At 48.8% G+C, this 26705-nt stretch carries 25 protein-coding genes, 1 tRNA gene and 1 pseudogene; 15 read left to right on the forward strand and 12 right to left on the reverse strand.

Going from position 1 to position 26705, the window contains the following annotated elements; translation table 11 throughout:
- Positions 1–391: 391 nt before the first annotated feature.
- Positions 392–1087, reverse strand: a complete 696-nt coding sequence (tenA, locus tag EZMO1_RS23660; RefSeq protein WP_034877836.1) for a thiaminase II — start codon at positions 1085–1087, stop codon at positions 392–394.
- 332 nt (positions 1088–1419) lie between these two features.
- Here tenA and ftnA point away from each other — a divergent pair, with 332 nt between their 5' ends.
- Complete coding sequence (gene ftnA, locus EZMO1_RS23665) at positions 1420–1932, forward strand: non-heme ferritin (RefSeq protein ID WP_034877835.1); 513 nt, start codon at positions 1420–1422, stop codon at positions 1930–1932.
- A gap of 76 nt (positions 1933–2008) precedes the next feature.
- Here ftnA and elbB read toward each other — a convergent pair whose 3' ends face one another.
- Together elbB and EZMO1_RS26375 are read right to left on the reverse strand one after the other, a co-directional pair.
- Positions 2009–2677: an isoprenoid biosynthesis glyoxalase ElbB gene (gene elbB / locus EZMO1_RS23670; protein WP_034877833.1), complete on the reverse strand. Its 669-nt coding sequence runs from the start codon at positions 2675–2677 to the stop codon at positions 2009–2011.
- Positions 2678–2797: 120 nt separating this feature from the next.
- Entirely contained in the window at positions 2798–3052 is a 255-nt protein-coding gene (locus tag EZMO1_RS26375; RefSeq protein ID WP_145912719.1) for a hypothetical protein, read from the reverse strand.
- Positions 3053–3502: 450 nt separating this feature from the next.
- On the opposite strand from EZMO1_RS26375, the gene EZMO1_RS23680 reads away from it, so the two are divergent.
- From EZMO1_RS23680 to pgi, 6 genes are all read left to right on the forward strand, one after another.
- Positions 3503–4699, forward strand: a complete 1197-nt coding sequence (locus EZMO1_RS23680) for a retropepsin-like aspartic protease (protein ID WP_145912720.1) — start codon at positions 3503–3505, stop codon at positions 4697–4699.
- A 591-nt stretch (positions 4700–5290) separates the two neighbouring features.
- On the forward strand, positions 5291–6880 hold the full coding sequence (gene pcnB / locus EZMO1_RS23685) for a polynucleotide adenylyltransferase PcnB (protein WP_236632057.1): 1590 nt from the start codon (positions 5291–5293) through the stop codon (positions 6878–6880).
- Entirely contained in the window at positions 6877–7386 is a 510-nt protein-coding gene (gene folK / locus EZMO1_RS23690) for a 2-amino-4-hydroxy-6-hydroxymethyldihydropteridine diphosphokinase (protein ID WP_034877830.1), read from the forward strand. The genes pcnB and folK overlap by 4 nt, the downstream gene beginning before the upstream one ends.
- A gap of 215 nt (positions 7387–7601) precedes the next feature.
- Positions 7602–8396: a 3-methyl-2-oxobutanoate hydroxymethyltransferase gene (gene panB / locus EZMO1_RS23695; protein ID WP_034877829.1), complete on the forward strand. Its 795-nt coding sequence runs from the start codon at positions 7602–7604 to the stop codon at positions 8394–8396.
- Positions 8397–8465: 69 nt separating this feature from the next.
- Positions 8466–9317 (forward strand): pantoate--beta-alanine ligase, encoded by an 852-nt coding sequence (gene panC, locus EZMO1_RS23700; protein ID WP_034877828.1) that lies wholly within the window; start codon positions 8466–8468, stop codon positions 9315–9317.
- A gap of 167 nt (positions 9318–9484) precedes the next feature.
- Positions 9485–11149, forward strand: a complete 1665-nt coding sequence (gene pgi, locus EZMO1_RS23705) for a glucose-6-phosphate isomerase (protein WP_086936440.1) — start codon at positions 9485–9487, stop codon at positions 11147–11149.
- Between the two features lie 84 nt (positions 11150–11233).
- Here the strand turns inward: pgi and EZMO1_RS23710 are convergent, their stop codons facing one another.
- On the reverse strand, positions 11234–11599 hold the full coding sequence (locus EZMO1_RS23710) for a hypothetical protein (RefSeq protein WP_034877826.1): 366 nt from the start codon (positions 11597–11599) through the stop codon (positions 11234–11236).
- Between the two features lie 70 nt (positions 11600–11669).
- Here EZMO1_RS23710 and add point away from each other — a divergent pair, with 70 nt between their 5' ends.
- The 6 genes and pseudogenes from add to EZMO1_RS23735 all read left to right on the forward strand — a co-directional run bounded on the left by add (position 11670) and on the right by EZMO1_RS23735 (position 18429).
- Positions 11670–12662 carry an adenosine deaminase gene (gene add, locus EZMO1_RS23715; protein WP_034877825.1) on the forward strand — a complete coding sequence of 331 codons (993 nt, stop codon included), beginning with the start codon at positions 11670–11672 and terminating at the stop codon, positions 12660–12662.
- A gap of 240 nt (positions 12663–12902) precedes the next feature.
- Entirely contained in the window at positions 12903–13805 is a 903-nt protein-coding gene (locus EZMO1_RS23720) for a hypothetical protein (RefSeq protein ID WP_145912721.1), read from the forward strand.
- Between the two features lie 196 nt (positions 13806–14001).
- A pseudogene (locus EZMO1_RS28375) lies at positions 14002–14106 on the forward strand (AMP-binding protein); the annotation flags it as partial.
- 84 nt (positions 14107–14190) lie between these two features.
- Entirely contained in the window at positions 14191–15303 is a 1113-nt protein-coding gene (locus EZMO1_RS23725; protein ID WP_160174095.1) for a hypothetical protein, read from the forward strand.
- A 449-nt stretch (positions 15304–15752) separates the two neighbouring features.
- The gene (gene acs / locus EZMO1_RS23730; protein ID WP_034877822.1) at positions 15753–17702 is read left to right on the forward strand and encodes an acetate--CoA ligase; all 1950 of its coding nucleotides are present in this window, start codon (positions 15753–15755) and stop codon (positions 17700–17702) included.
- A gap of 19 nt (positions 17703–17721) precedes the next feature.
- The gene (locus tag EZMO1_RS23735; RefSeq protein WP_034877821.1) at positions 17722–18429 is read left to right on the forward strand and encodes an SDR family oxidoreductase; all 708 of its coding nucleotides are present in this window, start codon (positions 17722–17724) and stop codon (positions 18427–18429) included.
- A gap of 46 nt (positions 18430–18475) precedes the next feature.
- On the opposite strand, the gene EZMO1_RS23740 is transcribed toward EZMO1_RS23735, so the two are convergent.
- From EZMO1_RS23740 to EZMO1_RS23765, 6 genes are all read right to left on the reverse strand, one after another.
- The gene (locus EZMO1_RS23740; RefSeq protein WP_082212269.1) at positions 18476–19042 is read right to left on the reverse strand and encodes an outer membrane protein; all 567 of its coding nucleotides are present in this window, start codon (positions 19040–19042) and stop codon (positions 18476–18478) included.
- Positions 19043–19157: 115 nt separating this feature from the next.
- Positions 19158–19475: a stress response translation initiation inhibitor YciH gene (gene yciH / locus EZMO1_RS23745; RefSeq protein ID WP_034877819.1), complete on the reverse strand. Its 318-nt coding sequence runs from the start codon at positions 19473–19475 to the stop codon at positions 19158–19160.
- A 10-nt stretch (positions 19476–19485) separates the two neighbouring features.
- Positions 19486–20079, reverse strand: coding sequence for an HD domain-containing protein (locus EZMO1_RS23750; RefSeq protein ID WP_034877818.1), 594 nt, complete (start codon positions 20077–20079; stop codon positions 19486–19488).
- Between the two features lie 115 nt (positions 20080–20194).
- Positions 20195–21316: a DUF2333 family protein gene (locus EZMO1_RS23755; protein WP_236632056.1), complete on the reverse strand. Its 1122-nt coding sequence runs from the start codon at positions 21314–21316 to the stop codon at positions 20195–20197.
- A gap of 67 nt (positions 21317–21383) precedes the next feature.
- A complete protein-coding gene (locus tag EZMO1_RS23760; RefSeq protein WP_034877817.1) occupies positions 21384–23336 on the reverse strand; it encodes a bifunctional diguanylate cyclase/phosphodiesterase in 1953 nt (650 codons plus the stop codon).
- On the reverse strand, positions 23333–23674 hold the full coding sequence (locus EZMO1_RS23765; RefSeq protein WP_236632055.1) for a hypothetical protein: 342 nt from the start codon (positions 23672–23674) through the stop codon (positions 23333–23335). Before EZMO1_RS23765 ends, EZMO1_RS23760 begins: the two co-directional genes overlap by 4 nt.
- 136 nt (positions 23675–23810) lie before the next feature.
- Here EZMO1_RS23765 and EZMO1_RS28380 point away from each other — a divergent pair.
- Positions 23811–24568 (forward strand): IS1 family transposase gene (locus EZMO1_RS28380; RefSeq protein WP_420809906.1). Its coding sequence is split into 2 segments (ribosomal slippage): positions 23811–24078 and positions 24078–24568, totalling 759 coding nucleotides; the frame shifts between segments, so codons are not numbered across the junction.
- Here EZMO1_RS28380 and EZMO1_RS23780 read toward each other — a convergent pair.
- Positions 24556–24906, reverse strand: a complete 351-nt coding sequence (locus EZMO1_RS23780) for a transglutaminase-like cysteine peptidase (protein ID WP_051790353.1) — start codon at positions 24904–24906, stop codon at positions 24556–24558. The two genes, EZMO1_RS28380 and EZMO1_RS23780, sit on opposite strands and share 13 nt — an antisense overlap.
- Before the next feature lie 132 nt (positions 24907–25038).
- Here EZMO1_RS23780 and EZMO1_RS23785 point away from each other — a divergent pair.
- A tRNA-Ile gene (locus EZMO1_RS23785) sits at positions 25039–25115 on the forward strand.
- A gap of 1290 nt (positions 25116–26405) precedes the next feature.
- On the opposite strand, the gene EZMO1_RS27110 is transcribed toward EZMO1_RS23785, so the two are convergent.
- Positions 26406–26552 (reverse strand): hypothetical protein, encoded by a 147-nt coding sequence (locus EZMO1_RS27110; protein WP_160174094.1) that lies wholly within the window; start codon positions 26550–26552, stop codon positions 26406–26408.
- Between the last annotated feature and the right edge of the window lie 153 nt (positions 26553–26705).

The following is a 26705-nucleotide window of genomic DNA, read 5'->3' on the forward strand; positions in this document are numbered from 1 at the left end:
AAAGGCAACAGATGTAAGAAGAAGAGCACACAAACCGGACAAGATGCCTACCCGAGAGCGCCTAAACCATAAAGCCTGAATATTGTTACAGTGTAAAACCTTCAGTAAAAGGTCATAACCATGTATGAAAAATCACCAACTGTGGTGTTTTTTTACGGGCAGGGTGTAATTTTTTGTGATTTTGAAAGATTTTTACTCACAGTTTTTGTCACATTTTTGTCATAAAAAGGACACTGATAAGGTATTATCAGGAATCATTCAAAACGCGATCAAAAACATTCCTCATTCGTCGTTTAATTTCAAAGAGTGACACTACCGGATGATATCAAATGCCCGATAGTGATCGTCTTAAAAGCAGTTTTACATTACGCTGACATTTTCATGACAGAAGTCAGAATGAGCAGTTGATTCCCATATCCCAGAATCCGATTTCCAGACGTGTTGCTTCCTGAAAGGTTTTCTGCAACGACACCAGACGTTTTTCTGTAAAGCGGGAGGATGCGAGTCGTTCTATCGTTTCTACTGTCTTCACCGAGCCCGCCAGAAACTCATCACTGCCATAGGTCTGAATCCAGTCCCAGTAGGGATTGCCTTCCTGCTGTGTATTCGGATCGTTAATCAAACGTTCGCCAATTTCTGCGTACCCCACCGAACAGGGAGCCAGTGCCACTTGCAAATCCAGAATATCACCAGCCATACCTCGTTCCAGAACATAACGGGTGTACGCCATGTTGGCCCGGGCTTCAGGTACCTGAATAACGTCCTGCTCGGTCAGCCCCCAGACTTTGCAATAGTTCAGGTGTACGCTGGTTTCAGCCAGCACACCGGCTACACCGGCCGAAGCAGCTCGCATATCTTCAGGGTTATCGGACTTGTACACCGCCAGAGCGTAAGCCCGGGCATAATGAAGCAGAAACAGGTAATCCTGTTGCAGGTAATGCTTGAAAGACGCCAGCGGCAATGTGCCATCACCAATACGCTGGACAAACTCATGGTGACAATAGGCATGCCAGTCATCCTTGCAGGCAGACTTTAATTGTCCGAACAGTGTGCTCGGATCGTAGAAAATCGACGTATCAACACTCATTGTTGCACCTTTTACAGATAGGCTATGGTAATTGGCTAGGAGGCTGTCCGAAAATAGTCTGCCCTACCGGCAACTGCTCCTGCGTTGCCCTAGCTCCGGCATCCATGCCGTCGTGTGGTCGTAGTAAATTGGTCTAAAAATTCGCTCTTGTTCGTCAAATAGCTTGCTATTCTCCTCTCAAAACCGAATTTTTATCCTCAATTTTCTACGATCCTCGCTACGGGCGCTATTCTCGGACAGCCTCCTGGAGTCTCGGCATTTTAAGGAATAAAGCCGTTGGGGCAACTGGATTTACGTTCTATAATCGCACAGCAAACCAGAAGGAGTTCCTTATGCTCAGCCAAAAAATGATTGATAAACTGAACGAGCAGATTAACCTGGAGTTTTACTCTTCCAACCTGTACCTGCAAATGGCCTCATGGTGCGAGGCACAGGGCCTGGACGGCTGCTCCTCATTCTTCAGAAAGCACGCTCAGGAAGAAATGCAGCACATGCAGAAACTGTTTGATTATGTCAATGAAACCGGAGCCATGGCAATTCTGGGGGCTATTGATGCACCACCTCATGAATACACATCCGTTCGCCAGGTGTTCGAGCTGACCTATGAGCATGAGTGTGAGGTGACCCGCAGCATCAACACGCTGGCTCATACCGCATTTTCTGAACAGGATTTCAGTTCATTCAATTTCCTGCAGTGGTATGTAGCTGAGCAGCATGAGGAAGAAAAACTGTTCAAGTCCATTCTCGACAAGATCGATATGATCGGTACGGAAAGCAACGGCTTGTATTTCATTGATCAGGAAGTAGCAAAAGCCCAAACCGCGGCTCACGCACCAAGAGCCTGATCAATATACGCAGGTCGGGACGAGTAAAGCGACTCCCAACCTGCGCTTTCAAAAGTGATCGTTTTGAACGCAACGCCTACGCCAGCTGTAAAACTTTCTCCACCAGCTTTTCAATACCCTCTGCGGCTTCACTGATGCGATTTGCCAGCATATAGGCAGGCGTCGTCACCAGTTTGCGTAATTCGTCCACCACAATATCGTCCACAGCACAGTTAACGTGCTTAACGCCTGTCGCTTCCATTGCGGCAGCGGTTTCGGCATCGTTACCAATGGTGGCTTGCACACCTTCACTGAAGATTCGCCCCGCCATTGCCGGTGCAATGCACATTAACCCTATTGGCATGCCTTCGTCGACAAACGCTTTGGTGATGGCCAGCACATCAACCTGAACCCGTACTTCAGCACCGTTAAATGCAAAGTCAGACAAATTCTTGGCTGCACCAAAACCGCCGGGCAGAATCAGGGCGTCATAGTCTTCGACATGCAATGACTGTATTGGTTTGATTTCACTGCGGGCAATGCGGGCAGATTCAACAAGAACATTGCGCTCCTGCTCCATTTCATCGCCGGTACAATGGTTGATCACGTGATGCTGCGGAATGTCCGGAGCAAAACACCGGTAGTCTGCTCCCTGACGATCCAGAGCCAGCAACGTAAGAACCGACTCATGAATTTCTGCACCATCGTACACACCACAACCAGACAGAATGACAGCGACTTTTTTGCCTGTACCTGTTTGACTCATGCTCACTTCCCCCTTCTTAAATTCAGAACGGAATATAAATAATATGCCCTCTGCGAATGAGAGTCAGCAAAGGGGTGAAGATAGATTAAATATAACCATGCACTCACATACGATTCCGCATTATGGAACCACTACTTCCCCACGCGCATAAACGACACGCTGAGAAGAACCTGAACTGAACCCGCAGTAGCCTTTGACCTTGCAATAAGTCAGCGGGTCGGCCACCAGCGAGAACGTGACTGCTATTGGCAGAGCGACTGAAGTAGCAATTACCCACCCGCTATCGTCCCCTTCTAACGCTGCTAACCCCGTGCTACCAAATGGCTCAAACCCTGTCAGAGCCGTTGAACCTGTATCAAAAGAAGGTTCGCACATTCCGGTGAGGCCGCTTGATTATGAACCGATGTAATCCTGACAATGCCCGTATCAGGCACAAAAAAATCCGGTTCCATCACATCCAGTGGTTTGAAATTTTCATTGAACTGGCAAAGCATTTCCCGGTGTGACGCACTGATATTTTCATTACGCACACTCATCATGCTGGCGCAGTGCGCACTTGGGAAATAAGCCCTTGGCACCATGGGAACAGTAAGACTTTGAGCAGGCAAATAACGAGAGAAATGACAGAACTACCAGCAGGAGACTACAGCAGGCTTTGTTTATAAACATGATTAATCATTATGTTTGGATAAAATCCGAGCAATACTAGTCAAAGAAGACTGGCCCGACAGACATTTAATCCTTTTCAGTAAAAGCAGCTGACTAAACTGAAATGGCATAACCGGCAACCTGCCAGACATCCACATTGAACGGCGGATAATACGTTTGAAAAGACTGATCATCATCCACTCTGTGGTCTTGTCAGCCCTGATGCTGGGAACCGGCATCATTGCCGGGTGGTGGTTGCATCATCAACAGCCCCAATCAGTCAGTCAAAACAGTAGCAACCCGTCATTTCAGCTCAAATGGCACAATCCCCATTCGAACCCGGGCACATTTCACGTCACAGAGCCTCTCTGGAACAGTACCACCACGGAAGAACTCTCCATGTTTTTAATGGCTCTGGACGAAAACCGCATTGATGATGCGCTGGTGATTTACCAGCAGAATGAGCGATCAGGTTCCGCCGTCTTCAACCTCTTACAGCAAAACCTGAAAGAATGGTTAAGCCAGCAGGATGCACAAATAAGCATCAGTGTTCTTGAACGCATCACCCAGCATTATTATCAGGACGAGCGACTACTGACTCAGCTTGTCAGCCTTTATGAACATCAGGGCAGGCTGGAACCCGCCATTGTTACCCTGATCAACTTAAAAAGCTTTACAGATAATAGTGATACGCGCTCAGGCCTTGATGAACGCATTCATCTTCTCAGCCGAACATTTTTCAACCAGCAGCTACAGCTGGACCAGTTGGAAACACTGCTCGCACTGTTTCAGCGCCTGTCTGCCCAGGAAATGGATTACGGTTTTTACCGATTTGCCCTGTCCCAGATTTATCTGGCAACCGGTGATAACGGCAGCGCCATTCGCGAGCTGGAAGTCCTGCAAACCCATTCAGAGTTTGGACGACAAGCTTCGCAACAACTGATGGCGCTATTGCCTCCGCCACCGGTGGACGAGGAGGAAGAGCTTCCCGCCAGTGCCATTGCCCTGACGCCCAGAGGGGGACATTTTCTGGTGGACGTTTCTGCGGGTACCAAAGAAACCGTGAGGCTTCTCATCGACACCGGCGCCAGCCTTACGACCCTGCCTTCTGAATTCCTGCAGAGGTTACGCCGGAAAAAACTGGCAGCCCGGGTCGGGCATACACATCTGAAAACAGCCGGAGGCGAACAGTTCGCCCCCATCTATCTATTAAAAGAGCTGCATATTGGTCACTTTATCGTTCGAAATTTGCAGGTGGCCGAACTGGATCTTTTCGAGCTAGGATCTGAAGGGTTGTTGGGAATGGACGTTCTGAGCCAGTTCCGCTTTCACCTTGATCAGGACAAAAGTACTCTGACCCTGCATCAAAGGTAACACTTTGCGAACCACCACCTATACGTGTTACCCGAAACGCCAAACGTAGCAATCTGCCCGACACAGGTAACACAATTCACACCTTTAAAGCCTGAAGTCAAACACCAGATTCTCGCTATTACATTGATTTAAAAGATTTTTATAAAAGCTGGCACGCAAAGTGCCCTACAGACCACAAACAATAACAATAAAAGCAGCCCGTCTAATAACAACAATAAGGGCGCGGCGAGTTGATTGTTTTACAGGATGACACCTTTTCAGCCAGTAAAATTATCGGCTTTCCAGTTACTCAGTGTGCTGACAACAATAATAAGAATGAGCATTGCTGAATACAGGGGAATTGACTTCCCCTGTTTTTCTTTTTATCCCCTGCCCGCCTGCTCCTGCAACAACTTTCGCCCAACCAGCCAGTTACCGGCTGTTTGAACCCATTGCACAATGCTATGATGTATCCACAATGGCATTGCCTGCTAGGAGGCTGTCCGAGAATAGACTGCTCTCATTCGTTAAAAACGCTCTCTGAAGCATTTTCGCGAATCAAATGCCAGACCAACAATCCGAACTTAACCAAGGCTTCATGCAAAACTCACCATGTTAAGCACCTCTATCATGGCTCTGGTGCTGGCCCTTACTCTTGCTTTTACAGCTATGCTCTTCTGGCGCAGGCAGAAAAGGGAAAACCAACCACAGGATGTTCCACCTGAAACCAGCTCACAGGAAATTTTCTCCGATACCGGCTCAACCGGTGATCTGACTATGCAGAATCGTGCTCATAAACATCATGATGGTCACCATCGTGGCAGGGGCAAAAAGGGTAAATGCCGCCCGGTCAGCCTGACCAACAGCCCTGACCGTCAGGTCATTCCAAGAGACCATCATCCCGTATCACGACGGGAAATCAGCGATAACGCCCTGAAAGTACTGCACCGACTGACCAGCAACGGCTTCGACGCTTATCTGGTGGGCGGCTGTATTCGCGATATTTATTTTGATCTTCACCCCAAAGACTTTGACGTTGCCACCAATGCAACGCCCGAACAGGTTCGTCGCCTGTTTCGCAACTCCCGGGTGATAGGCCGACGCTTCAAGCTGGTTCATGTGCTGTTTGGGCGTGAAATGATTGAAGTGGCTACCTTCAGAGCCAGTCACGACAATAACGCCACCAGTCAGGAGCATGGCCGGGATAAGTCCCACCATTCAGATTCGGGTCGAATCCTGCGTGATAACGTTTACGGCTCCATGGAAGACGATGCTTTGCGTCGGGACTTCACAGTCAATGCCCTGTATTACGATGCGCGCGATTTTACCGTGGTGGATTTCTGCAACGGCGTGCAGGACATCGAAGACGAAGTACTACGCCTGATCGGTGACCCGGTCACCCGCTACCACGAAGATCCGGTGCGAATGCTGCGGGCGCTTCGCTTCAAGGCAAAACTGGATTTCACCATTGATCCGGAAACGGCTGACCCGATTTTCGAATTGGGACATTTGCTGCGGGATATTCCAGCCGCCCGCATGTTTGACGAAATACTGAAACTGCTGCAATCCGGCAAAGGGGTCAGAACCTTTGAACTGCTGCAAGAGTACGGTTTGCTGAAACACCTGTTTTCGGCCACCAGCCATTGTCTGGAAGCCGGTGATGACTACTGTGAAGAACTGATCTACAGTGCTTTGCGCAGCACCGACAAACGCATTGTCAAAGATCGTCCGGTCACGCCAGCTTTCCTGTTTGCAGCACTGCTGTGGGGGCCTTTGCAACGTCAGTTCCGTGATTTACAGGAGCAGGGCATACCGCCCGTGCCTGCCATGCAGCAGGCAGCGATGATTGTTCTGGATAATCAATGTGCCCATACCGCAATCCCCAAACGTTTCACCATGACTATTCGCGATATCTGGGACATGCAGTATCGTCTGGAACGCCGCCAGCCCAAGCAGATTGACGGACTTCTGGCACATCCCAAATTCCGCGCGGCTTACGACTTTCTGGTACTTCGGGAAGAGTCCGGCGAGCAACTGGACAACGCCGGACAGTGGTGGACCGACATTCAGGATGGCAATGAGCAGGGTCGCAACGAGATGATTCGTTCCCTCCGTAACCAGCCTGGCGGCAATGGTCGTAAACGACGCCGTCGTCGCCAGCCCAGAAAACGCTCTCCACAGAACAGGAATCCGGAGTCATGACCAGGGCTTACATCGCACTGGGCAGCAACCTGGAAAATCCGGGCTTGCAACTGCAACGAGCCGTCGATGAGATCGATAGCTCGACAGGCATACAGGTGACCGGTTGCTCAAAGCTTTACCAGAGTGTGCCGCTGGTTGCAGAACAGGTACCGGAAGGTCAGCCAGACTACTGCAATGCGGTGGTAGAAGTGGAAACCACACTGCAACCCATTGAATTACTGGATGCCGTGCAGACCATAGAAAAAAACCATGGTCGTATACGTTCGGTACGCTGGGAGCCTCGCACGCTTGATCTGGATATTTTATTGTTTGGCAATGAAACCATCGACAGCGAGCGGCTGACGGTTCCTCATTACCAGATGCATGTACGCAACTTTGTCCTGTGCCCTCTGCACGACATCGCCCCGACCCTGTCGATGCCTGATGGCAGAAGTATCGCGAACCTCTTGCAGGTCACAGGTACGGCAGGACTACAGATGATTGCCGATCAATATCCGTGGTTTTAGCCTGATTCTTGCAGTGTCTGGCAATGCGACTTTGATAAACCGTTGCACTGCCAGATACTGCGAACTGACACATCGCAAAGCTTTCCGTATAATCCCCGCCTGAACCAATTACTTCGGAAATACAGCGCCCATCAATGACAGTTGAGTACTGATACCCATTCAACCTTCTAAAGATGAACTGGTATTACACTGATGGCTGCTTAAGGTCTTAACAGATGGCTAAAGTTACCCTGCAAACACTGGCAGCAAAAAAAGAGTCCGGTGAAAAATTTGCCTGCCTGACTGCATACGATTCCACATTTGCAAATATCGTCAGCACTCAAGGGGTTGAAGTCATCCTGGTAGGAGACTCACTGGGTAATGTTGTCCAGGGAGAAGACACCACCCTGCCCGTGACCGTTGATGATATGTGCTATCACACCCGTTGTGTTGCAAAAGGCAATGAAGATTCCCTGATCATGGCAGACCTGCCGTTTGCCTCTTACCATGATGTTGATCAGGCGATCATGAACTCGGCACGCCTGATGCGTGCCGGTGCCGACATGGTCAAACTGGAAGGCGAAGGCTGGCTGCCACCGATTGTGACCCGACTGCGTGAGCAAGGCATTCCGGTCTGTGCACATCTCGGATTAACGCCCCAGTTTGTCAATGTACTGGGCGGATACAAAGTTCAGGGGCGCGAAGTCGATCGTGCCAATGCCATGATTCAGGCAGCTATTGATCTGGAAGCGGCCGGTACCGCTTTGCTGTTGCTGGAATGCGTGCCAGTCAGCCTGGCGCGTGAAATCACCAGAGCCGTTTCCATTCCTGTGATCGGCATTGGAGCCGGTGCCGATACAGACGGTCAGATTCTGGTGAGCTACGATATGCTCGACCTGACACCGGGCCGCAAAGCACGCTTTGTTAAAAATTTCATGGAACAGGCAGGCTCCCCCCGGGGAGCTGTTGCCAACTACGTCAAAGAAGTAAAAGACGGCAGTTATCCGGCAAAAGAGCATTGCTTCAATTAATTGCTTCAATTAATTGCTTCAATTAATAGTGTCAACCAAGACCTTTGGAAGGTGTTTCAGTCAAGCATTATGAAAACCGTTCATACAATCTCTGAAGTTCAGGCTGCGGTAGCGGCGTTAAAGGCAGAAGGCAAACGTGTTGGTTTTGTACCCACCATGGGCAACCTTCACGGCGGACACCTGACACTGGTCGAAAAGGCCAAAGAAGCCTGCGACGTGGTCGTGGTCAGCATTTATGTGAACCCGCTGCAGTTTGGTCCTAATGAAGATTACGACTCCTACCCCAGAACCATGGAGCAGGACAGTCAGCTGCTGATGGATCACGGTGTTGATATTCTGTTTGCCTGCCAGACCACCGAGATCTATCCGGAAGGCAGCGAGAACCATACCCATGTGTCTGTTGATATTCTGGACGGTATGCACTGCGGAAAAAGCCGCCCGGGCTTCTTCACAGGCATTGCAACGGTGGTGACCAAACTGTTCAATATCGTGCGCCCGGATGTGGCGGTATTTGGCGAGAAAGATTTTCAGCAGCTGACGATCATTCGCAAAATGGTGCGGGACATGTGCATGCCCGTGGAAATCATTGGCGCTGCCATTGCCCGTGAAGCCACCGGACTGGCCAAAAGTTCGCGTAACGGGTATCTGACTCAGGAAGAGCGGGAAGTGATTGCCCCTACCCTGCATCAGTGCCTGCAGGATGCCCGTAAAGCAATTATTGCCGGCGAGCGAGACTATGATCTGCTGCGCCGCAATGCCTTTGCCAAACTGGCTGAAGCAGGGTTCAAACCCGACTACTTTAATATCAGCAGCACCCTGACGCTGTTGCCAGCAGGTGCTGAAGATCAATCGCTGGTGATTCTGGCGGCGGGCTACCTGGGCAAAGCCCGACTGATCGACAACCTTGCGTTTGATCTCTGATTTGTAATTACTGTATTTCTTCGTACAAAACTGTAGGTTGGGACGAACGAAGTGACTCCCAACACGGAAGCTCAATTCAAGTCACCGTGTCGAGTGTCGCATACGCTCAACCCAACTTGCAGCTAACGACTCTCTAAACCAACGAGCTACACCCACGAGGTTTAACTGTGAGCACTCATTCATCTCCGATGACCCCTCTGAGTCATCTCTCCTCTTCTGACAAGCTGGTCGAACTGCAAAAGCAGCTGGCTGGTACTCATCTGCGCGACCTGTTTGACGCTGACAAACAGCGTTTTGACAAGTACACCATGGAAGCTGCTGGTCTGTTTCTGGATTACTCCAAAAACCTGATTAACGACGATGTTCTGGCAAGCCTGACCAAAATGGCTGAAGAAGCCAAGCTGCCAGAAGCCATCAAAGCCATGTTCTCCGGTGAAAAGATCAACAACACTGAAGGCCGTGCCGTACTGCACACTGCTTTGCGCTATTTTGGCAAAGACCCGGTGATGGTCGATGGCAAAGACGTTATGCCAATGATCCGTGACACCCACAAGCGCATGAAAGAGATCACCCAACAGGTGCACAAAGGCGAGTGGAAAGGTCACACCGGCAAGCCGGTTAAGCACATTGTGAACATCGGTATCGGTGGTTCCTATCTCGGACTGAAAACCGCCATCAATGCCCTGACTCCTTACCACGTGAAAGGTCTGGAGCATCACTACGTTGCTAACATCGACCCGAACGAAATCTCTGAAGTACTGCGCAAGATCGATCCGGAAACCACTCTGTTCATCGTGGCATCCAAGTCTTTCGGTACTCTGGAAACCCTGCAGAACGCTCAGGCTGCCCGCAAGTTTATGCTGGATCAGGGCTGTGCCGAAGCTGATATTCGCAAGCACTTTGTCGCCATTTCCACCAACCTGAAAGCCATCGACGAGTTCGGTATTGCTCAGGAAAACACCCTGCCACTGTGGGACTGGGTGGGCGGTCGTTACTCTCTGTGGTCCACCATTGGTCTGATGATCAGTCTGGTGGTTGGCTTCGATAACTTCGAACGCCTGCTCAAGGGTGCTGGCGACATGGACAACCATTTCAAAACCGCACCACTGGATCAGAACATGCCGGTGCTGATGGGTATGCTGGGCATCTGGTACCAAAACTACTTTGGTGCCGAGTCTCACGCAGTAATCTCTTACGATTACTTCCTGCGTGATTTCCCGGGTCACCTGCAGCAGATGGATATGGAATCCAACGGCAAGCGCACCACTCTGGACGGCAAAACCGTTGATTACCAGACAGGTGCCGTTATCTGGGGTGGCACCGGCACCAACGATCAGCACGCTTACCACCAGCTGCTGCATCAAGGTACACGACTGATCCCTGTTGATTTCGTTGCTCCGGCCACTTCTCACAACCCGCTGGGTGAACAGCACCCATGGCTGTTTGCCAACGCGGTCGCACAGAGTCAGGCGATGATGCAGGGCAAAACCATGGAAGAGATCCGCGACGAAATGCTGGCTGCTGGCGTGGCTGCTGAAGACGTTGAACGTCTGACGCCGCACAAAGTGATTCCGGGTAACCGTCCAAACAACATGATTGTGCCTGAGAAAATCACTCCGGAAGTAGCTGGCGCACTGATCGCACTGTACGAACAGAAAGTGTTTGTTCAGGGCGTGCTGTGGCAGGTGAACTCTTTCGATCAGTGGGGTGTGGAGCTCGGTAAAGTACTGGGTAACCGTGTTTACGATCGTATCACCGAAAAAGGTGCAACCTCCGATCAGGACAGCTCTACCAACGGTCTGGTCAATCGCTTCAAGCAGTTTAATGTCTGATTGATTGCCGGGTTGATATAGTAAAAACGGAGCCTGATGGCTCCGTTTTTATTTCTTCGATGAATGCATCAATACACCATCGAGTTAAGCACCAAAGTGTTGCTTAGCCAGAGCTTCAATAACAGCTTTGTTTTCTTCTCCCAGCTGTGCATACAAATCATCTACAAACTTCTTTCTGGCGGCTGTTTCAGCTATCAGCTGGTGCTGAGTTGCTTTCAAGTCATCTCGTATTTGTTCATCATGCTTAAACTTAAGCTTCAGATCCAACAACTGCTTGTTCTCTTCAGCATAAGCTCGTTCAGCTTGATTGATCTCAGCCAGCATTTCCTGTTCCTGATCAACAAGCTTCTGTTCAAGCTCAAATACTTGCTGCTTTGTCTGTTTAAGATCTGCTTGAAGAACCTCGTTACTATTATCACCGGATTCATAAGCTTCCAATTTAGACTGCATAACCTGAACTTTAGACTTACGTCATATTCCCTGCAATACTGCGCCTACGACACTAAAAAGAGCCAGTTCAATGATCGACAAGTCCATCCCGTTAACCGACATTCACCGCCATCTAGACGGCAATATCCGTCCGGAAACCATTCTGGCACTGGGGCAACAACACAACCTGGAACTGCCCGCCAATACGCTCGAAGACCTGATTCCTCATGTTCGTGTACTCAGTAACGAGCCTGACCTGGTCAGCTTTCTGACCAAACTGGACTGGGGCATCAAGGTTCTGGCGGATTACGATGCCTGTCGCCGTGTTGCCTATGAAAACGTTGAAGACGCCCTGAACGCACAGATTGACTACGCGGAACTGCGTTTCAGCCCCTGGTACATGGCAATGACCCATAACCTGAACCCTGAAGGCGTGGTAGAAGCGGTGATAGACGGGGTAACGGCTGGCAGTCGTGACTTTGGTGTCAAAACCAACCTGATTGGCATTATGAGTCGCACGTTCGGGCAGGAAGCCTGTCAGAAAGAACTGGATGCCTGCCTTGCTTTTAAAGACAAACTGGTAGCCATTGATCTGGCGGGTGACGAACTGGGTAAACCCGGCGAGCTGTTTACAGACCACTTCAGGCAGGTTCGTGAATCAGGTTTGAATGTGACTGTGCATGCAGGCGAAGCTGCTGGCCCCGAAAGCATGTGGCAGGCCATTAACGATCTGGGTGCCACGCGCATTGGTCATGGCGTTAAAGCGATTTCCGACCCGAAATTAATGGACTATCTGGCAGAACATAACATCGGCATCGAGTCCTGCCTGACCTCCAATATTCAGACCAGCACCTTCCCGGATATTGCCTCTCATCCATTGAAGGCATTTCTGGATCACGGCATTCTTGCCACCATTAATACCGATGACCCAGCCGTAGAAGGTATTGAGCTGCCCCATGAATACGAAGTGGCTGCACCAGCCGCGGGTCTGACTCCGGCCGATATCCGCAAGGCTCAGGAAAACGGACTGACGATTGCTTATCTTTCCGAAGACGAAAAGCAACAACTGAAAGCCAACTGTTAATATTTTCACGGCAGGTTATATGAACGCCACATCCATATAACCTACTGTCGTTTGTGCTGGATATATTTCAATCCTGTGCCAACCTCATACCTCCTAAATCAATGAGTTGAGAAGGTTGTAAGGATGAGATTCAGATCATTTCTGATAGCAGCATCGTTGTGTATTGCTTTTCCTACTGTTTCTGCTGCCGATGTATTTTCCTGTCCTGATACTGATGAAATAACAATGATAAGAAATAACATGGAAAATACCCCTAGCTACAAAAAATGGCAATCAAACCTGCAAACTCCAACAAAAGGTATGCCAGAGGTACTCGCCACAGCCAAATACGAAAGCAATGGGGAGAACGACAAAACAGAAAGCCTGCACAGCAGCGATATGCCGTTTAAAATCCACTTTGTTGAAGCGGTTTACAGTAGCGCTATGACTTACACCTGCTACTACGAAGCTGACCGCCATGATCTCAAAGGCTTGTCCGTTTCGTTGCGCCTCAGTGAGGCCTACATCCCTGGTTCAATTTACCTGCCACTACTGCTGGAGACTTCAGGCAAGCACTGGATCACGAACAAGCAGGATCACTGGACTGAGTACATGGAAGCAACATACAAAGTATGTAGTAAATCCGCAAAGGATTGTGCTTTCCATCTGCCACGGGTCGCTGCCAGATCAAACGTCGAAACGCCTAAGCCTTCAAATCAGGCCGCTTCATTTCGCATCCATTTATCTCTTGCTCCTGACCCCACCCGCTTCGGAAAGGGGTTGTATCTGAAACAATTAAATTCAACCGAATACCAGTTTTTAGAGCCATTCGAAGGAAAAGCAATCAATGGTACTGGTATCACTCTGGTTGATAGCGACTTCTTTGTTGATATCAATGAGTACACCAAAGCCAGAGAAGGTAATCAGGACAATCAGGAATGCGACGTACACTCGAAATCTGCTGCCAAATGTTCCTGTTCTTCCGAAAACCTGAAAGCAGCGGTTAATGCCAATGGGCATGTTGTGCTGGATTTATTCGCAGCTTACAAAGAGGACTCATTCACGGTTGCCAAAGCGGATTGCAACCTGTTTTTTATCCCTGAGTTAACTGAAGAACATGAACCACATGACCATTCCATAGAACAAAATAAGGAAGAATTGTAAACACTTAGCCTGAAACAACATCATCCGGGAGAGGGGTCACTCTGAGACCTCTCCCGCTTTAAATTTTTCCAGACAGCTGCATCCCCACTTCTATACTGGTTGATCTTTCACCAAGAGATTCAGCCAATGTCTGATACGAACATCTATCCGGTTCCTGACCACTTTCAGCAAGCCTGGATGACACTCTGAAAAATTAGGTATCAGTCGGGGTGATCGCATCTGCATCTATATGCCTATGATCCTCGAGGCAGTCTTTGCCATGCTGGCTTGCGCCAGAAGCGGAGCGGCTCATACTGAAGTCAACTGTTAATATTTTCACGGCAGGTCATATCAATGGCAAATCAATATAGCCTGCTGTCATTTGTGCTGGATATATTTCAATCCTGTGCCAACCTCATACCTACTAAATCAATGGGTTGAGGAGGTTGTAATGATTAGATTCAGACCGTTCCTGATAGCAGCATTGTTGTGTATTGCTTTTCCTGCTGCTTCTGTTGCCAGCGTGTTTTCCTGCCCTGATGTTGATGAAATAACAATGACGGAAAATAAAGATGCACCTGACGACCGTCGATGGCAGGCCAGCCTGAAAAAACTGCCAAAAGGTATGCCTGCACTGTTTGCCAATGCCAGATTCATATCGAATGGAAAGTATGCTAAAGACTCCGGAGCAACGAAGAGTCTGCACAGCTCGGATATGCCTATTAAAATTCACTTTCATGGAGCAATGTACCTTGATGACTCAACACTGACTTATGCATGCGCTTACATCGCTGATAACTCTGATTACTCAGGTCTGTTAATTTTACTGCAACTCAGTGACATCTACATTCCGGAGTCTAATGAGATGCCCTTATTACTGATGCCTGCTGGCAAACACTGGCAACGTTACATTAACCATAGGGGAGCTTTGGAAGAGTCTATTACATTCAAAGCGTGCGAAAAATCTGCGAAGGATTGTGCTTTCCATCTACCATGGGGTGCTGTCAGATCAAAGACGGATACTCCCAATAAATATGAAGGTAAAGAAGCATTATTAATCCAACTAATAGCAGATCCTTACCCCTATTATACCGATGACGACGATTGTGTTTCTTATAATCAAAACATCTTTAAAACGTACTTTTCTGAGTCAAATTCAGTCCAACATAGTCTTATAAATGGATTAAGAGAAAGCACCACATTTAATTACGCTCAAATCGATCTGTATGATCACGGTTATATCGATATTAATGAGTTCACCAAAGCCAGAGAAGGTAACGAAGACAATCAAAAGTGCAACTTAGACTCGAGGCCTGTTGCTAAATGCTCCTGTTCTTCCACAAACTTCCTGAAAATGGCTAATGCAAAAAAAGGGCATGTTATGGTGGATTTATTCGCTGCTTACGACGATAAACACAAGGCGACCAATGCGGCTTGCAGCCTGTTTTTCATACCTGGTTCAACCAGACAGCCATTATTACCACACAAACATTCTGAAAGGCATGGTGGAGAACTCTGACTCTCCCCGAACTTTCGGGCGAGGGTCCTTGATCGCTCAAGGACGTTTCTGTTTCACAGTTCGTTGCTCAGGGAACAGGCTTGATTATCGAATAAAAGTTCTACAGTGGGAGCTTTTACGATGGCGAATCAACCCATGCTCCCCAAGTCTCACACGAACTCCGCAGACTTAACATCCCGTGTGCCCCACGGTAGGTCTACAAGAGACAGAAGCAGAGTAGCAAGTTACGTACAAACACGCAAACGGAATGCTTTACGCATTCCCGCCTTATATCCCCGCCCGCATTGGGCGAGGCTTTACGGCGAAATTGGTAAAATCTCCGTATTTAAATAGCCGGGGAGGCTGTATAACTCAGGCAGCAACTCCCACAGTCAATTGAGTATAAATTTTTCCGGATAGCTGAATACCCGCTTCTATACTGTTTGATCTTCAACCAAGAGATTTAGCCAATGTCCAAAACGAACATCTATCCGGTTCCTGACCACTTTCAGCAAGCCTGGATGACAGACGATAAGTACCAGTCCCTGTACCGGTATTCGCTGGAAAAGCCGGAAGAGTTCTGGAGCTACAAGGCTGAACACTACATCAACTGGTTTCGCCCATGGGATACGGTTTACGAAGGTGACTTCGGCAAAGGGGATGTGACATGGTTCAAAGGCGGTCAGCTGAACGTCAGTGTTAATTGTATTGACCGTCATCTGGAAAAACGTGCCGATCAGGTGGCCATCCTTTGGGAAGGTGACACACCCGATGAGCAAAAAAGCTATACCTATCAGCAGTTACACGACGAAGTCTGTAAACTGGCTAACGCTCTGAAACAGTTGGGCATCAACCGGGGTGACCGCGTGTGCATCTATATGCCCATGATCCCCGAAGCAGCCTTTGCCATGTTGGCCTGTGCCAGAATCGGAGCCGTTCATACGGTTGTTTTTGGCGGCTTTTCACCGCATTCCCTGCAGGATAGAATTCTCGATTGCGATTGTCGTGCCGTTATCACTGCCGATGAAGGCATAAGAGGTGGCAAAGCCATCCCGCTGAAAACCAATGTTGACGAAGCCCTGCAGCATTGCCCCGGAGTGAAGAATGTACTGGTGGTAAAGCACAGTGGCAGCGATATCAACTGGGTTGAAGGTCGGGATCACTGGTATCACAACCTGACTGCTGATCAGCCTGCAGACTGTGATCCGGAAATAATGGACGCCGAAGACCCGCTGTTTATCCTTTATACCTCTGGCTCTACCGGCAAACCCAAAGGGGTACTGCATTCCACCGCAGGTTACATTCTCTACACCACCGTCACCTTCCACTATGTGTTTGATTATCAGAAAGGCGAAGTGTTCTGGTGTGGCGCCGATGTTGGCTGGATTACCGGTCATTCCTACATGGTTTACGGGCCTCTTTCCAATGGTGCCACCACCCTGATGTACGCAGGGCTGCCCTTCTGGCCGGACGCATCACGTATCTGGGAAATCGTTGACCGGCATCAGGTTAACATTGCCTACACCGCTCCAACCGCAATCCGGGCGTTGATGGCAAAAGGTAATGACTATGTTGAAAATTCATCCCGTTCCTGTTTGCGCTTGCTGGGCACAGTGGGCGAACCTATCAACCCTGAAGCCTGGCACTGGTACTACAGCGTTGTAGGCGACAACCGTTGTCCGATTGTGGATACCTGGTGGCAGACCGAAACCGGCGGCATGATGATCACGCCCATGCCCGGTGCTCACGGTTTGAAGCCAGGCTCTGCCGCTCGCCCGTTTTTGGGAATTCGACCTGACTTGCTGGATGATGAAGGCAACAAGATTGTAGGCCCCGGTGAAGGTAATCTCGTGATTTCCGGTTCATGGCCGAGCCAGATTCGTACACTGTATGGCGACCACCAAAGAATGCTCGACACATATTTCAGCCGATTCCCCGGTTACTACTGTACTGGTGACGGTGCCCGCAGAGATGAAGACGGTTATTACTGGATTACCGGCAGGGTTGATGATGTACTGAATGTCTCCGGGCATCGTCTGGGGACTGCCGAAATCGAAAGTGCTCTGGTGCTGCATAAAGCCGTGGCAGAAGCTGCGGTCGTAGGTATTCCTGACCCGGTAAAAGGAGAAGCCATTTACGCATTTGTCATGCCGATGGATGGTATGGAGCCTTCTTCAGAGTTAGAAAGCGAATTGATTAAACTCACTGCGTCTGAAATTGGTCCAATTGCTAAACCGCAGCGTATACAGTGGACGGTAGCACTTCCCAAAACGCGCTCCGGAAAAATCATGCGACGCATTTTGCGGAAGATAGCCGAGGGGGATACGGACAATCTGGGGGATACGACCACACTGGCAGATCCATCTGTGGTCAACCATCTGATAGAGCGTTCCGTTTCCGGTCAGCAAAACAACAGCTGAAAAAGCTCCGGTACACAATATGGATATTCTGATCACAGGTGGTAATGGCGGTATTGGTCTGGCAATGGTACAAGCCATTCTGAATACCATGCCTGATGCCACTGTTCATGCCACCTGGCGATCAAAGGAGCCAGAGTTTCAGCATAATAACCTTGTCTGGCATTCGCTGGACCTGACCGATGAGTCACAGATAGAAAACCTGTCCAAGAGGCTTTCAAAACTGGACTGGCTAATAAACGCTGCCGGGCTTCTGCACAATCAGACTCACATGCCTGAAAAAACCATACAGAGCATTGAGTCTGATTTCTTTCTTGAAAGCCTGAAAGCCAACACACTTCCCAGCCTGTTGCTCGCGCGATATTTTCAACCCGCCCTCAAGCAGTCTGAAGACAGTCGTTTTGCCGTCATTTCAGCCAGAGTTGGCAGTATCTCGGACAACTATCTGGGAGGCTGGATCAGTTATCGCTGCGCCAAAGCCGCCCTGAACATGGCATTGAAAACGATCAGTATTGAATGGAAAAGAACCGTTCCAAAATGCACTGTTCTGGCACTGCATCCGGGCACAACGAACACCCCGCTTTCCAAGCCATTCCAAAGGAATGTGTCGCCGGAAAAATTGTTCAGCCCTGAGAAATCCGTTCAACAGCTATTGAACGTTATTAAAACGTCGTCGTCTGATAGCACAGGACAGTTTCTGGCTTACGATGGAACCGAACTACCTTGGTGATGCTGGTCACCAGCAACAAACTGGTGACAACAGCAGAAAGAGTTCGTCAGAACTGATACTGCAGGCCAACACTGATCAGATGTTCTCTAGCTTTTTTACTGGTTGTATAAACACCAAACCGGGGCTGATCAAACTGATTGTATCGATAGTCGATCCGGGCTGACATTCTCTCATCAAACCGGAAGCGCCCACCAAACCCCAGTGACCAACCATTTTTATCCTGACTGAAGCTGGCATTGTTGGCAGGCTCTTTGAGTTTGAACTCACTTCTGACCAGTCCTGCCCGTCCATAAAGGTCAATGCTTTGAGTTACTGGTACTCCCACAAGACCACTGATACCGAGAATGTTCTGCTTTTCATACTCTGGATGCCTCGACTTCATGGTCGCTTCATTCCAGATAAAATCCGCTTCTGCGGCAATAAACAGTGACGGGAAACTCAACTCATAACCGGCGTAAGCACCGTAACTGAAGAAGTTTGACTGACGGGAAGTGCTGACGTTGGACAAATCGCCCTTGATCATCGAAGTGCCGATTTGCCCACCGACATAAAGCCCGTTGGCGGAGACCGGAAGCGATGCGCAGAGGAGTAATACTGTGGAAATTTTCCTCATCTCAGTTTCCTTCCTTTATTGCTGGTCGTTTTATGGGAAACTGAGATTAATGAAACAATACTGCCTTTCAGGCTGCACTGATGTAAGGCAATCTTTCCGTCGATCAGGCGGCTTCTTATCCGCCTGATCGTTTGGCGTCATAACCTTCTTTTTTCAGTACATCAACCATAACGTCCACATGGTCGCCCTGTAATTCAATGTTGCCATCTTTAACAGAACCGCCACCGCCTGCCCGTTTTTTCAGTTTTTTGGCAAAGGCTTTCAGGTCATTACCTGCCAGCGGCAGACCACTGATAACCGTTACCGTTTTTCCGCCGCGTCCTTTTTTTTCCGGACGCACACGGACATTACCATCACCGATGGTTGCCTGTTCAGGCTTCTCTTCTTTTACACGACCAACGTCGGTTGAATAAACCAGTCTGCTGTTGCTCATCGTTACTTTCCTAAGGTTTCAACCAACCTTTCTCTACCGCCAGATCAATCTGGCTTAATGCATATTCATGAAGCTCGGGAGCCACGCTTTCCAGATACTGGTTGCGCTTCAGCACTTGGGCACGACTGATGGAATGCTTTGACCAGCTGCCGCCATTATTGTCCATATTCTGCAGCAGAGGCAGCATGCAATCCATGGCTTTGGCAAAACGGGCGTCGTGGGTTTCCAGAGCCTCAAACTCCTGCCACAGTGCCATGACATAATCCCGCTGACATTCTGGCAGCAAGCCAAACAACCGCTCAGCGGCTTTGATTTCTTTATCTTCCTGACCCGCCACCTGATTGGCATCAAACACGAACGCATCACCGGCATCAATTTCGACAATATCGTGAATCAGCAGCATGATCGTCACACGATGAATATCCACCGGCTTAGACACATAATCCACCAGCAACGTCGCCATCATGGCAATGTGCCAGCTATGCTCGGCACTGTTTTCCTGTCGGCTGTTTTCCGACTTCACCATGGTCTGACGGTACACCGACTTGAGTTTATCTAATTCATTTATAAACTCGATTTGCTGCTTCAGGTTCTCAGCAGACATAAGGCTCCTTACACACGATTAATTAAACACTATTCATTCAGGAATCATTTCAGGAAGTATTCCGCAAAGGCTTTGCTGACTCACATACACAGAAAGCCTTTGCGGTTGGCGGGGCTCAGCCCTGCTCTAACAGACGACGCAGGTCGATGATTGCGGCATTAGCGCGGGAAATATAATTCGCCATAACGAGGGAGTGATTAGCCAGAATGCCAAAACCACTGCCATTCAGAATAACCGGACTCCAGACAGTATCCTGAGTGGCTTCCAGCTCACGAATGATCTGACGCAGGCTGACGGTGGCATTTTTCTTTTCCAGCACATCGGCAAAGTCTACTTCTACCGCTTTCAGTAAATGGATCAGCGCGTAAGCCGTACCACGACTTTCATAGAAAACATCATCAATTTTGTTCCATGGTGTTTTCACATCCACCACATCATCTGCGGATGTTGATTGTTGCGCCGCTGCATCGCCAGCCAGATCCGTGTTCAATCTTGGTTTCCCAACACTGGCACTCAAACGCTGGGACAGACTGCCAAGACGGGTTTCCACATCAGCCAGCCAGCGGGTCAGGTTATCTGCCCGGGCATAGAACTGTGCGGGGTCATCCTTGCGTGGCAAACGGTTCATATAGCTTTCCAGCTTCTCGATGCCACGACGATACTCTTTTTCACTGGATGGCAGAATCCAGCTTTTGGAATCGAAGTTAAACTGTGGCTCGGCAATCGCAAGGTCGGCATCTTCACGGGACTGAGACTGCGAACGGCTCATATCCTTACGCAGAGCCCTTGCCATATCCCGCACCTGAATCAGAACACCCAGTTCCCAGTTCGGCATATTATCGAGAAACACACCGGGCGGCATAATGTCATTGCGGATATAACCACCGCGTTTGGTCAGCAGGGTATCTGCCAGACGGTACAAAGCTGCAGTGGTGGTATAGCCGGTAACGACTTCACCGCCATTGGCTTCGGCCAGCAGCTCTGCATTTTCTTTCACCGAAAAAGGCTTGGGAGGAATGCTCCAGTAAATACCCAGAGCAGAGTAAAAAATCACAATAACAGCCAGAATGCCTGCCGCGCCCCTGCCACTGACTTTTCCTTTGATGGCACTCAGTGAATTCGCAAAGGCACCTGAAAAACTGCAACCTTGTAACTTACTGCCTGACTCGCCACTTAACTTGCCGGTTATTTTCTGCATTGTTGTAGAAATGCGCTCTTTGATCTCATCCAGAGCCATAATGTCCTCACCACCATTCCAGCCGTAAGGCGCATTATCCTCTATTCATGCACGGAGGGCGAGTGTTTCAGAGCCTCTGTGGCCGACCGAGATAATATCCCTGACCACCCTGAACGCCGAGTTCCTGCAGTTGTAACCAGTCTTCTTCCTGTTCAACATCCTGCGCCAAGAGCAGAATATCGCGACTCTTTGCCAGCATGGCCAGCGTCCGGATATAAAACTGGTTACCCTGATTGTTGCAGAGCCCACGCACAAAACTGCCATCGACCTTGATGTAATCGAGCTCCAGCTCATGCAGGCTGGTGATGGAACGACTGGCAATACCGAAATGATCGATAGAAAAACGGCAGCCGGTTTTCACCAGTCGCCTGACAAGATAGGGCATTGCTTCACCCGCCATCACCAGAGTTCGCTCGGGAACTTCCAGTATCAACCTGGCTGTCACATCGGGTACGGCATTTAACGTTTCCAGTAACCAGCCTGTAAATCCGTCATCCAGCAAAGAGCGCGGAGAGAGATTGACACAGTAACGCGTCTTGCCATCATCTTTGCGCATATGCACGATCAGTGTTTCAACCACCAATTTGTCAAAATCGGCATGGAGATCAAACCGTTCCACCATAGGCAGAAAAGCTTCTGCCGGAGCCAATTCTCCCAACAGCCGGAGGCGGGCAAACACTTCTCTGAAGACAGATTTTCGATCAGTGTTGTAAACGGTCTGAACAAACAGCTCGACTTCCTGCCCTTTCAATACCTGTTTTAACGACTCCTGCCAGTTACCCTCACTCCAGTGGTGATAGGGCTGATCATGACTGCCATCGACTTGTTTCACTTCCCAGCCGCTTCTTCCGGACTGATGCTGAAGCCCCCGGAGCAACCGGTCTGATTCCTGAATGATTTCCTCTGCATTGGTTCTGCCCACATGGGTTACCGTTGCAATGTGCAGGCGATCCTGACCGTCCTCACTCAGAAAGAAAGGCAATGAAGCCATTGCCCGAAAGCAAGCTTCAGTGACCCGTCGGCTTTGCTCCAGATCACAGGCAGGGACAAAGACACAAAACACCGTACCACTGCGCCGACCGACCACCGCTTCCGGCCAGGTCTCAACCGTTCTGCTGATTCGACCGGCAATATCCACCAACAGCAAATCAGCCGCATTCCGGCCATTCTTCTTGTTAAAGCCATCCAGCCCGGAAATCTGTGCCATTAACAAAGCACCGCCAGATTCGCCACGCTCTTCATCCTGCAAAACATTAGCAATGCGGTCATCAAAAGCCCGGCGGTTCAAAATACCCGTGAGGGCATCTTTGACCGAGCGTTTGCGCAACTCTTCGGTGAGCATCATTTTTTCGGCAAACTGTTCCTCCAGATTGCCTGCCATACGGTTCATTGCCTCAACCACACGGCGCAGATCTTTGTTTTTTGGCAATACATTCTGCTGAACAAATGATCGCTCACAAATAGCGTTTGCCTGTTTTTCCAGTTTTTTCAACGGACGAAGAGTTACGTTAAGAAGAAGGTTCAGCCCCAGAATCGCCAGTAAGAGTCCTCCACCAAAGAGCAATAAACCATGCAGAGTCTTACTCCACAAACTCCGATAGGCATTACCCGGATGACTCGCCACAAAAATAATGCCTGCCGGCATCCATCCCCGGTTCACTTCGGACGCCACCATGGGAGCTTCAAGATTAACCAGTTTGATAAACCACACTGGCACATCATCCAGCCGCAGTTCATGCTGACTGCTCGCAATCAGGTTGCCATTTTGATCAACAAAACGGATCAGACGGTAATAACCCCTGTCAAACACCACATCCACCAGAGAATCTATAGCCGCTTTATTGTCAGGCTCGGTGGTTGCAATCGCCACTCCAAGAGACGTAGCCGTGTCCTGAGCGTGGGACTCCAGCTGATCCTGCAAATAGCTGCGGGCATCAATGATGTTCATGACAAAACTGCCCGAAAACAGCAGAAGCAGCAGGATTGTCAGATACAGCGCCAGTTCCCTGATTAAAGTCATGGTTTTGTCCCTGTTTTCGGTCCGGGTTTTCTGGTCTCGTCTTTAGGCGTCTGGCTTAAATCATCATCCAGTTCCGAGCCCAGCCGTTCCCTCAATTCCATCCATAAACTGATCCGGTCAGCCTTGCCGACTCTTACACCTTTACCTCGCTGGCGGGAAATCCACAAGCCATCACCATTAAAGTTATAAACCGGCTTCAAGTCTTTGCGTTCACTGGCAGGCAGGATTTTGCCCTCAAGGTTATCCAGTACCAGAGGCTCCTGTCCGGTCTTTGGGTAATACGTCAGCACCATATGCGCCTGATCGATTCTTAACGCTTTAACATACGTAATCCGCAACCGTTCATCAGCTACTCCCAGCTCCCTGAGGGTAAAATATTTGGCAATGGAAAAGTCGGTAGTGGCACAGTTCTGTGATTCTAGCCCTGTCTGCTAAAATACGACATTCGGCAACTTTGAAAAATGCGGTTTAAAAATGTGCCTTACGCAAGTCCTCTGTACAACATGTGGCAGTAACCAAGTTCGGCCTTTCGGATACAGCACTCATGATGTTCCACGATACTATTGCTGTAATGACAAATGTGAAATCAAAACCTTCATGCTTGAATATCGCTACAAGGCCTGTGAGCCTGGCGTTAAAGAAAAAATCATCGATATGGCAATAAATGGCAGCGGAATCAGGGATACAAGTAAAGTACTCGGAATAAGCAAGACAACAGTAATAAAGACTCTAAAAAAAAAGAAAGCGGTCTGGTAAAGGTCAACCCAAATATTCAAACTATTGATCTCAAGTCAGATGCAATTATTCATGTAGGGCTTGTCTGCCAAGAGGCTGAGCTAGATGAGCAGTGGTCGTATGTTCATGATAAATCGAACCAACGCTGGCTTTGGTATGCTGTTGATCACGCTACAAATACCGTGCTTGCTTATGTTTTCGGAAAACGGAAAGATGAAGTTTTTAAAGAACTCAAAACACTTCTGAAGCCATTTGGTATTAATAAATTTTACACCGATGATTGGGGAGCCTATGAGCGACACCTTGATGAAAACATGCATATTATTGGTAAAGCAAACACTCAGAAGATAGAGCGTAAAAACCTTAATTTTCGGACTTGGATTAAACGGTTGGCCAGAAAGACAATTTGTTTTTCAAAGCTCGAAAAGATGCACGATATTGTTATTGGATTATTGATTAATAAAGTTGAGTTTGGGGTCAATATTCACGCGATATAACAGTTCTGGCCCACTACCGAAAAGTCCTCGCAATCACCACCACCACTGGCAAGAAACTCAACAGGGGTCGCCCAGAAATCCTCTTTACCCCAGTGCTCCAGATCCGTGACAAACTCCAGACGGTTGAAGAAAATATTCACTTTCTCCAACTTTTCCATCTCTCTCAGACTTTGGCTGTTCTGAATCAAATCCTGCCAGGCGTGCATACGCCTGACCGCCATTTCGCCATAGAGCTTCTGTACATTGTCCAGCAGTTTTTTACTCACATAAAACTCGCTGGCCACCGCCAGAGAGAGAGTACACACCACAAAAAAATTGAATATAAATCGAGCTAGCATGACGAGCCGGAATAAGCGCCAGTGATCCACCTTAAGATATGCTTTCGGCCAATCAGTCGATTTTTATAAAGTTACATGAAATCAGAGGGTTGGCGTTGAGGCGTTTATATGCTTATAATTCACAACCGCTGTGGGCCCATAGCTCAGTTGGTTAGAGCAGTCGACTCATAATCGATTGGTCGCAGGTTCAAGTCCTGCTGGGCCCACCATACAGAATAAGCCTTGTAGAGTTATTGAACACTCACAAGGCTTTTTTGTTTCTGTAAATGCGCCCACCTTTGCGCCCTCTTTGTGTCGGGCTGTAGCGGTATCACAAGGGAATCTAAAAGCTGTAATTATTCAGCTACTTAGCTGCTTATACTCCCTGCCTGCTATGAGCCACACACTTATACTCATATTTGAGTAAAAGCCTAAATAACATCAAATTGACCTTGCCATTATCTGCGCCTCCTTTGCGCCCCTTTAGCTATCCCAATCATTTTAAAAAAATGAAAACACGTAGGGTAGGTAGCCCCAGAAACCCCTAAAAAGTCTTAGCCTTTATCAATATCACCAAGGCTACAAAAGCCAAGACTTCAAAGCTGGTGGATTTTTAACAGTACAGGATAGTCCACCAGCCAACAGAATAATTTTCAAAACACACAGGGTGGCTACCAGTAAGAACCAGTAAAAAGTATTCTTGTTGTGCCTGCTCTGACCCACTCCATCAGCAAATTGATAACTGCTCAGTGTTCAGGTGGGTAAGGATCATAAAACCGTATATCTGGTTTCTTAAACTAGGATTTCCTAGTTTGATTCATCTGATCGGGTGGAGAGTCAGACTACAGATTTGTAGACCGGCCTACAGGTGGGTAGGGGTGGTTGTATCTCTAGAGTCTTCATAGCCCCGGACCACTGCCCCAGATATATTTTCATCTGTCCGGACAAGATATTTTCAGGAAGTTTAAGGAAGTTCTATCAAGCATTGCTGTAGCCCAGTATTTACAGGGCTTAATGCTTTTTAGAGTGATTGGAAGATAAGAGGCTATCCCGGACAAGTCGGACAACAAAACTACACAGGGTAGGGGCTGTCTTTATCTCTGGAGCCTATAGAGTGCCGGACCACTGCCCCAGTTAGATTTTTATATTGCCACTTCAGAAATTTTGGGTTGCTGGTGGTTTGGTAGGTTCTTTCTAACCAAAGTGAGGCGGGTGGGAATGGTCGCGGGAATTTTGGTGTGGATGGGTCTGCTGTAGTCCGTTTCCGGTTCCGCTCTTCTGAATGGGTAAAAGCCCGTAGTTGCTGGCCTTGCGTCAAAATCAAAAGCGGAACCGGGTAGCTCAATCAGCCTGTTTCCTATCTTGGCTATACAGGATCGGTAACATTTCCCAATGACGTGTAACCGCACACAGAGACAAGGAATGCTCCAGTAACTAACCTTCTGTGCCTATCTCGAAACAACCAAAAACTGCGACAGAGCCTCCCCGTCGAAACAATCAAGTCGCGATCTTTTGCCCAGCTAATCAATAATGCCGTGGTCTTTCTTTACCTGCTCTATCCACTGACTGTATTGCTCTGCGCTGCGCCTGTTTGCTTCTGCCTGCTGTTTCCTTCTGGCTTCACTTATAGTCTGGGCTTTCTGTCTGACCTTTACCTGCTTCCTCATTCTGTACGCTCGCTGTCTACATGAGTCAGAGCAATAGCGGCGGGATAGTCGCCCTTGAAGATCGGTTTTGCAGCTCTGGCACTGTGCCATTTTTGTGTCTCTCTCTGACTGGTTACTGTAACGGGGGTAAATTTTTAATTTCGCGCACATAAA

Source organism: Endozoicomonas montiporae CL-33 (assembly GCF_001583435.1).
Taxonomy (GTDB): domain Bacteria; phylum Pseudomonadota; class Gammaproteobacteria; order Pseudomonadales; family Endozoicomonadaceae; genus Endozoicomonas_A; species Endozoicomonas_A montiporae.